Genomic DNA, 6,243 nt, shown 5'->3' on the forward strand with positions numbered 1-6,243 from the left:
CCAGCTGGGCACGCTGGGGGTGGCGGTGTCGCCGAGTCCGGGTGATCACGTGCTCTCGGTGCTGCCGATCTGGCATGCCTACGAGCGCACGGCCGAGTACTTCCTGCTGAGCTGCGGCTGCCGTCAGACCTATACCACCCTCAAGCAGCTGCGCTCCGACCTGCAGAAGGTGCGCCCCCAGTACCTGATCAGCGTGCCGCGGCTGTGGGAGGCCCTGCTCTCCGGCTTCGAGGACGCCCTGGCGGCCATGCCCGCCTCCCGCCAGCGGCTGCTGCGCCGGGCCCTGGCCGTCAGCCGGGCCTTCCACCGGCGCCAGCGGGTGGCCCTCGATCTCACCTTGACGCAGGAATCTCCTGCCACCCGGCTGGTGGCTGCGGCGGGGGCCCTGCTGCTCTGGCCGCTGCACGCGACAGCCGGAGCCCTGCTCTGGCCGAAGGTGCGGGGCCAGCTGGTGGGGGGACGGCTGCGCACCGCCATCAGCGGCGGCGGGGCCCTGGCCATCCACGTCGACGGCTTCTTCGAGGCCGTCGGCATCGAGCTGCTGGTGGGCTACGGGCTCACCGAGACCAGCCCGGTGCTCGCCTGCCGCCGGCCCTGGAGCAACCGCCGCGGCAGCGCCGGGCTGCCCCTGCCGGACACCGGCCTGAAGGTGGTGGACCCGGCCACCCGGTCCCCGCTGCCGGTGGGGGAGCGGGGGCTGGTGCTGGCGAAAGGTCCCCAGGTGATGGCCAGATACCACAACAAGCCCGAGGCCACGGCCAAGGTCCTGGATGGGGAGGGCTGGTTCGACACCGGCGATCTGGGTCTGCTGCTGGCCGATGGAACCCTGGTGCTCACCGGTCGGGCCAAGGACACGATCGTGCTCAGCAGCGGCGAGAACATCGAGCCCGGACCCCTGGAGGAGGCCCTGGTGGCTTCGCCGCTGGTGGAACAGGTGATGCTGGTGGGCCAGGACCGCAAGCAGCTCGGTGCCCTGGTGGTGCCGAAGGCGGAGGCCCTGCAGGCGTTCGCGGACCAGGCGAATCTCCCCGGTCCCGATCCGGGGGACCCCGGCGCCGGCGCCGATCCGGCCCTGCTGCGGGCCCTCTGCCGGGAGTGCAACCGCCTGCTGGCGGCCCGGCCGGGCTCCCGGGCCGACGAGCGGCTCGGCGGTGTGGCCCTGGTGGAGCCCTTCAGCATCGACAACGGCCTGCTCACCCAGACCCTCAAGCAGCGCCGCGATCGGATCGCCGACCGGGACCGCGCTGTCATCGCAGCGCTCTACGGCGAGAGCGGATCCCATGGTTGACCGGATCCCCCGTCGCCTGACAGCCTGAGCCCTGCACCTGAAGTCCCATGGCCGACGGCAACAGCCTCAACATCAAGCGATCGATCACGGTGCGTGCCGTGGTGACGCCGCGCTGGAAGGAGGATGCCGAGCGGGAGCTCAGCAATGCACTCACCAATTTCGACCAGCAGCTGGCCCAGCTGGAGCAGGAGGGGCAGCGGCTGGTCGACGAGATCCGTCGCCAGAGCGCCAACCCCCTCGATCCCCGGGTGCAGGAGCAGGTGGGCTCGGTGCAGCAGCAGGTGGCGGCCAAGCGGGCCGAGTTCGAGGAGCAGAAGCGCCAGGTGCTGGAGCAGCAGCGCCAGGTGCGGGAACTGGAAATGGAGCAGGTGGTGGAGCAGGGGCAGATCGAGAGCTTCTGCGATGTGCAGGTGGGCGACAACCTGGTGCAGAAGCTGCAGGTGGCGGTGCTGGTACGGGACGGCGTGATCGAGGCGATCGAGGGGGGCTGATCCTTCCGCCACCTAAAATCCCTCCCATCACAGAGGCAGTCCCCCGTTGGCCACCCACGAAATCTTCATGCCGGCCCTCAGCTCCACCATGACGGAGGGCAAGATCGTGGAGTGGCTCAAGAAGCCCGGTGAGCGCGTGGAGAGGGGCGAGTCGGTGCTCGTGGTCGAGTCCGACAAGGCGGATATGGATGTGGAGGCCTTCCAGGAGGGCTTCCTGGCGGCCGTGCTGATGGAGGCGGGCAGCACCGCCCCGGTGGGGGAAACGATCGGCCTGATCGTGGAAACGGAAGCGGAGATCGCGGCGGCCAAGGCGGCGGCCCCCGCCCCGGCCGCGGCGGCCCCTGCTCCCCCTGCGGCGGCCGCACCCGCTCCTGCGGCGGCGGCCCCCACCCCAGCCCCGGCCGCGCCCGCACCGGCACCGGTCGCTGCCCCGGTGGCGGTGTCGGCCGACAGCGGCGACGGCCGTGTGGTGGCCACCCCCCGGGCCCGCAAGCTGGCGTCCCAGCTCGGCGTGGCCCTGGCCTCCGTGCGGGGCAGCGGCCCCAACGGCCGGATCCAGGCCGAGGACGTGGAGCAGGCCACCGGCCAACCGGTGAGCGTGCCTCGGGTGGCCGAGGGCACCGCTGCGGCGATGGCGGTCGCCGCGGGCAATGGCGCCGCCGCCGCCCCGGCCGCCCCCGCCGGCCAGGCCTTCGGCCGCGCCGGTGAGACGGTGGCCTTCAACACCCTGCAGCAGGCGGTCGTCCGCAACATGAACGCCAGCCTGGCGGTCCCCTGCTTCCACGTCGGCTACACGATCACCACCGACCGGCTCGACGCCTTCTACAGGCAGGTGAAGGCCAAGGGCGTCACGATGACGGCCCTGCTGGCCAAGGCCGTGGGCGTCACCCTGGCCCGCCATCCCCAGGTGAATGCCTCCGCCAGCGACGCGGGCATGGCCTACCCGGCCTCCGTCAACGTGGCCGTGGCCGTCGCTATGGATGACGGCGGCCTGATCACCCCGGTGCTGGCTGCCGCCGACCGCACCGACCTCTATTCGCTCTCCCGCAACTGGGCCGATCTGGTGGCCCGCTCCCGCTCCAAGCAGCTCAAGCCGGAGGAGTACACCACCGGCACCTTCACCCTCTCCAACCTGGGCATGTTCGGCGTCGACCGCTTCGACGCGATCCTGCCCCCGGGTACCGGTGCGATCCTGGCGGTGGCCGCCTCCAGGCCCGTGGTCGCGGCCCTCAAGGACGGCTCGATCGCCGTGCGGCGCCAGATGCAGGTCAACCTCACCGCCGACCACCGGGTGATCTACGGCACGCATGCGGCGGCCTTCCTCAAGGATCTGGCCGACCTGATCGAGAACCGGCCCGAAAGCCTGGCCCTCTAGGACGTCTCCCTTCCGCATGGTCACTCCCGCCGTGCCGGATCCCGCCGACCTGCGCCTGTCGAGCTACGACTTCGCCCTGCCCCAGGAGCGGATCGCCCAGCGGCCGGTGGAGCCCCGGCACGCCGCGCGGCTGCTGGTGGTGGACCCGGCGGGGGCCGGGCCTGCCCCCCAGGCCCGCCACCTCAGCGCCTGGGATCTGCAGCACGAACTCAGGCCCGGCGATCTGCTGGTGGTGAACGACACTCGCGTGCTGCGGGCCCGGCTGGAGGCGCGGCGGCCCGGCGGCGGTGCGGTGGAGCTGCTGGTGCTCGAGCCCTGGCCGGGCGGGGCTGGCCAGTGGCTGTGCCTGGCGCGGCCCGCCAAGAAGCTGCGGCCCGGTGACCGCCTGGAGGTGGTGGCAGGCGGCCAGCCGCAACTGACCGTAGAGGTGATGGGCAGCGATCCCTCCACCGGCGGCCGCATCGTGCAGTTCCCGCCGGAATGCGCCGATGCGGCCGCCCTCGAGCCCCTGCTGGTGCAATACGGCGCTATCCCCCTGCCGCCCTACATCCACGAACACGACGCCAGCGACAACGAGCGCTACCAGACCCGGTACGCCGCCCGCCCCGGCGCCGTGGCCGCCCCCACCGCCGGCCTGCACCTCAGCGACGAGCTGCTCTCTGCGATCCGAGAGCGGGGTGTCGGGGTGGCCACCACCACCCTGCACGTGGGCCTGGGCACGTTCCGGCCGATCGAAACGGAAGACCTGAGCGCTCTGAAGCTCCACAGCGAATGGGTGGACGTGAGCCCGGCGCTGGTGGAGGCGGTGGCTGCCTGCCGGGCAGCCGGTGGCCGGGTGATCGCCATCGGAACCACCTCGGTGCGCAGCCTGGAGGCCGTGGCCCAGCTGCACGGCGGCGAGCTCCGGCCCCACACCGGCCCGGTGAACCTGGTGATCCAGCCCGGCTACCGCTTCGCCGTGGTGCAGGGCCTGCTCACCAATTTCCACCTGCCGAAGAGCTCGCTGCTGCTGCTGGTGAGTGCCCTGATCGGCCGCGAGCGCTTGCTGGCCCTCTACGCCGAGGCGATCGAGCGCGAGTACCGCTTCTTCTCCTACGGCGATGCCATGTGGATCGCGCCGGAGGCGGTGCTGCCAGGGGCCCGGCCGACCAAAAAGAAAGCCCCCGGGGATCCCCGGGGGCTGGCGGTTGGAGCCGGAGCCTGATCAGGCGGCGGCCAGGTTCGCGGCCACGAAGTCCCAGTTGACCAGCTTTTCGAGATAGGTGGTCATGTAGTCGGGACGACGGTTCTGGTAGTCGAGGTAGTAGGCGTGCTCCCAGACGTCCATGGTGAGCAGGGCCTTCTGGCCATGGGCGAGAGGCAGATCGGCGTTGGCCGTCTTGGTGATCTTCAGGGTGCCGCCATCGAGCACCAGCCAGGCCCAGCCGCTGCCGAACTGGGTGGCGCCGGCTGTCTTGAACTGTTCGCTGAACGCCTCGAAGCTGCCGAAGTCGGCGGCGATCTTCTCCGCCAGGGCGCCGCTGGGAGCGCCGCCGCCACCTGGCTTGATGCACTGCCAGTAGAAGCTGTGGTTCCAGACCTGGGCGGCGTTGTTGAACACCCCGGCCTTGCCGGCGTCGCCGGCGACGGCCAGGATCACCTCTTCGAGGCTCTTGCCCTCGAGGTCACCTCCTTCGATCAGCTTGTTGAGGTTGGTGACGTAGGCCGCGTGGTGCTTGCCGTGGTGGAACTCAAGGGTCTGCCGGGAGATGTGGGGCTCGAGTGCGTCGAGGCCGTAGGGCAGTTCGGGCAGCTGGTGAGCCATGGGAGACGGATGGGGCTACGCGGCATTGTAACGATCGCAACGCGGAGCCCGTCCGTGTTCGGCTCGCGGCTCAGCCCTTCACGTCCAGCAGTTCCACCTCGAACACCAGGGTGGCGTTGGGGGGGATCACGCCACCGGCACCGCGCTCTCCGTAGGCCAGATCCGGCGGAATCACCAGCTTGCGCTTGCCGCCCACCTTCATGCCGGCCACGCCTTCGTCCCATCCCCGGATCACCCGGCCGGCGCCGAGGGGAAAGCTGAAGGGGCCGCGGCCGTAGCTGCTGTCGAACTCCTTGCCGTTGGTGAGGGTGCCGCGGTAGTTGACCACCACGGTCTGGCCGCTCCTGGCCTCGGCGCCTTCGCCCAGGGCCAGGTCGGTGATGCGTAGCCCGCTGGGGGTGGTGCGCTCGGTGGGGGAGACGAGCTCACCGCCCAGGGCCGCAGCGCCGCTGGAGGCCATTTCGGCGCTGGAGGAATCGGGAGCCATGGTGAACAGCGTGGGGTTGGGGACGTCGGGGTCGAGTTCCAGCGGCGCCGCGACGGCGGGGCTGGCCTGCGGCGCGGTGGGGGCAGGGCCGGAGCGGGCCAGGGCCTGCTGCACGCCGGTGTCGGCGGGGGCCGGCGACGCGGCTTCCACCACCGAGGGGGAGACCAGCTGGCTGACCAGGGCCAGCATCAGGCAGGCCACACAGACGAACGAACTGATCAGAATGTCGCGCATGCAGGAAACTCCCGAACCTGCCGATTCTGCCAGCGGCCCTGCAGGCCTCAGAGCAACGGTGGGAGGTTGGGAGGCACCAAGGTGGTGTAGTCCCAGCTGCCGCTGCTGTTGTTGAAGGTCTGGTTGGTGAACAGGTCGGAGTAGATGGCGTTCCAGTTGGAAATGCCGCCATCCCCCATGCCGACGGCGAACACCTGCACGCTGCCGGGATTGGACAGGCTGGCGGTGGTATCGAGAGCGGTGTTGAGCAACTGCTGGTTCGCCCCCCAGAGATCAACACCGGCAGCATTGGGCACTTTGATCGGGGTGCCGGCGCTCGTGTAGCGCAGGCCGGAGCTGGTGATCGGATCACCGGCCAGATCAGCGTCCGTCGGCAGGGCCACGTTGACCCCACTCCAGCCCTGGCCGAACTCCGGTCGGTTGTCCCACCAGGGACGGCGTTCCGGCCGGCCATCGGTGATCAGGGCCACATAGGTGAGCGTGTCGGGAGTCAGGCTGGCCTGCTCCACGGTGATCAGCTGGCGCAGGGCGGTGAGGGCCCCAAGCATCTCCGTGCCGCTGTAG

Annotated in this window: 7 protein-coding genes; 4 read left to right on the forward strand and 3 right to left on the reverse strand. The window is 70.7% G+C overall.

Features of this window, described 5'->3' with window-relative positions; translation table 11 throughout:
* The 4 genes from KBZ04_RS13330 to queA all read left to right on the forward strand — a co-directional run.
* On the forward strand, positions 1-1,288 hold a 1,288-nt coding region (locus tag KBZ04_RS13330; protein ID WP_254992391.1), incomplete at its 5' end, for an AMP-binding protein.
* A 47-nt stretch (positions 1,289-1,335) separates the two neighbouring features.
* Complete coding sequence (locus KBZ04_RS13335) at positions 1,336-1,779, forward strand: YlqD family protein (protein ID WP_254992392.1); 444 nt, start codon at positions 1,336-1,338, stop codon at positions 1,777-1,779.
* Between the two features lie 46 nt (positions 1,780-1,825).
* A complete protein-coding gene (locus tag KBZ04_RS13340; protein WP_254992393.1) occupies positions 1,826-3,154 on the forward strand; it encodes a dihydrolipoamide acetyltransferase family protein in 1,329 nt (442 codons plus the stop codon).
* 16 nt (positions 3,155-3,170) lie between these two features.
* Positions 3,171-4,358, forward strand: coding sequence for a tRNA preQ1(34) S-adenosylmethionine ribosyltransferase-isomerase QueA (queA, locus tag KBZ04_RS13345; protein WP_254992395.1), 1,188 nt, complete (start codon positions 3,171-3,173; stop codon positions 4,356-4,358).
* Here queA and KBZ04_RS13350 read toward each other — a convergent pair whose 3' ends face one another.
* The 3 genes from KBZ04_RS13350 to KBZ04_RS13360 form a co-directional block, all read right to left on the reverse strand.
* Positions 4,359-4,958, reverse strand: a complete 600-nt coding sequence (locus tag KBZ04_RS13350; RefSeq protein WP_254992396.1) for a superoxide dismutase — start codon at positions 4,956-4,958, stop codon at positions 4,359-4,361.
* Positions 4,959-5,028: 70 nt separating this feature from the next.
* Complete coding sequence (locus KBZ04_RS13355) at positions 5,029-5,679, reverse strand: FKBP-type peptidyl-prolyl cis-trans isomerase (RefSeq protein WP_254992397.1); 651 nt, start codon at positions 5,677-5,679, stop codon at positions 5,029-5,031.
* 47 nt (positions 5,680-5,726) lie between these two features.
* The coding region (locus tag KBZ04_RS13360; RefSeq protein ID WP_254992398.1) for a hypothetical protein at positions 5,727-6,243 on the reverse strand (517 nt) is incomplete at its 5' end.

Source organism: Cyanobium sp. N5-Cardenillas, from assembly GCF_024345515.1.
GTDB lineage: Bacteria > Cyanobacteriota > Cyanobacteriia > PCC-6307 > Cyanobiaceae > Cyanobium.

Coding starts and splice junctions, on each gene's coding strand:
- KBZ04_RS13355 (WP_254992397.1), bottom strand. CDS start 5,679: ATGCGCGACATTCTGATCAGTTCGTTCGTCTGTGTGGCCTGCCTGATG.
- KBZ04_RS13350 (WP_254992396.1), bottom strand. CDS start 4,958: ATGGCTCACCAGCTGCCCGAACTGCCCTACGGCCTCGACGCACTCGAG.
- queA (WP_254992395.1), top strand. CDS start 3,171: ATGGTCACTCCCGCCGTGCCGGATCCCGCCGACCTGCGCCTGTCGAGC.
- KBZ04_RS13335 (WP_254992392.1), top strand. CDS start 1,336: ATGGCCGACGGCAACAGCCTCAACATCAAGCGATCGATCACGGTGCGT.